Source organism: Moorena sp. SIO4A1, assembly GCF_010672065.1.
In the GTDB taxonomy this organism is placed as follows: domain Bacteria; phylum Cyanobacteriota; class Cyanobacteriia; order Cyanobacteriales; family Coleofasciculaceae; genus Moorena.
On record NZ_JAAHHX010000591.1, the window covers coordinates 1 to 1,615 of the forward strand.

The following is a 1,615-nucleotide window of genomic DNA, read 5'->3' on the forward strand; positions in this document are numbered from 1 at the left end:
CAGCACCTCCACCAGGAAAAACTGGCTGGCCTTGGACGGAAGAAAGTCCACAACTTCCTGAAAAAATGCCTGATGGTTCAGAATGGCCCCGGATTAGTATAGTAACTCCTAGCTATAATCAAGGACAATTTATAGAAGAAACTATCCTATCAGTTCTGTGGCAAGGTTATCCTAATTTGGAATACATCATCATTGATGGTGGCAGCACAGATAATTCTGTATAAATTATAAAAAAGTATGAAAAATATCTAACTTATTGGGTTAGTGAACCGGATGAAGGGCAAAGCCATGCTATAAATAAAGGTTTTGCTCGTTGCACTGGTGAAATTATGGCGTGGTTAAATAGCGACGATCTTTATCTTCCTGGTGCTTTACTAGAGGTCGCACGGCTATTCTCCAAAAATCGGAAAATAGATATAATTACTGGAGAAGCAATAGTTTATAAGTACCCGTCTGGTGAATTCTTTGGAGTTCGAGCTGGTCTTGTAGGACTTCCCCCAAAAATGGCAGTTATGCTCTCTCAATCTGCTTACCTTGGACAACACTCTACATTTTGGCACAGACGAGTTTGGCAAGATGCAGGTCCGTTATCCGAGGATCTACATTATGCAATGGATCATGATTTTTTCTTACGGTGTTGCGATGGCGGTTTCAGGTTCAAGATAGCTTAATAGCTTTATATTTTTGACTTCTAAAGTTAAATGAGTATACCGCACCTAAGACTCCTATACATTTCTGCCGTCGTACCTGATACAACCTCAGGGGGAAGATTTGCCATGTACCGCCACCTAGTACTGAAACAAGACTTTGAAGTGGCAGTGGCAGGTACAACAGCTGGAGATTCTCCCGTTGAAAGACGTTTCGTTATCCGTAAAAATCGTCTTATTGAGAGACTACGTCGCACTCGATTATCGCGATTGCTATGTAACCTTGAGTATCTCCAAAACTGGATAATGGTACCACAGCCATTGATGCAGTTTGCCCAAGAATTTCGCCCTGATGTCGTAGTCTGTGTTGTTGAAGATTGGCACATGGGCTTAGCATGGCAAATTGCCACGCGGCTTAATGTTCCTCTGGTGGTAAACTTCCAGGATCTGTTTTGTCTTTCCCAGTTTGTTCCCGACAAGATGCGTCCTTTCCATTGGTTAGTTCCGTTTTTAGTAAATCGATACCGAATGCTGAATCGGAAAGCTGCTCAATCTTTTTATACCAGTGAAGGTATGGGCAACTGGTTTGGACAAGATGGTCGAGGAGATGTTCGGGTGCATCTCATTTTTGCAGTTTGACCTGGTGGTGCGTTACGGGACGCACTGTCCCAACACTTGCTACAGCTTGCGTTTTGGTGAGCTCGCCCCTAACGCACCCTACCGCACTTTTTTACAAATATGAGATGCACCCAGATGTTCTCTATCCCGTTGGTGATTTTAGTGCCTTCAGCATTGATGTTGCAAAGCCAAAGCCTAAAACCCCTATTCAAATTGTATACGCAGGAAACTGCTACGGTGCTTATGGCCGTATGCTACTGCGCTTGGCAGATACTGTAAAAGAGCGAAGTGATATTCACCTGCAAATCTTTGCTGCTGGTAATGATTGGCCTTTGGAAAAAGTCAAGGAG

The 1,615-nt window shown here is 43.4% G+C and carries 2 protein-coding genes and 1 pseudogene; all 3 read left to right on the plus strand.

The window, feature by feature from the left end:
* The first annotated feature begins 65 nt into the window (after positions 1-65).
* Positions 66-671, plus strand: a pseudogene (locus F6K53_RS40975) (glycosyltransferase family 2 protein).
* Positions 672-776: 105 nt separating this feature from the next.
* Positions 777-1,286, plus strand: coding sequence for a glycosyltransferase (locus F6K53_RS40980; RefSeq protein ID WP_293085998.1), 510 nt, complete (start codon positions 777-779; stop codon positions 1,284-1,286).
* A 104-nt stretch (positions 1,287-1,390) separates the two neighbouring features.
* The coding region (locus F6K53_RS40985) for a hypothetical protein (protein ID WP_293086001.1) at positions 1,391-1,615 on the plus strand (225 nt) is incomplete at its 3' end.

What these genes read in the sequence shown, in the direction of transcription:
- F6K53_RS40980 (WP_293085998.1), top strand. Translation starts at nt 777, where the DNA reads ATGTACCGCCACCTAGTACTGAAACAAGACTTTGAAGTGGCAGTGGCA.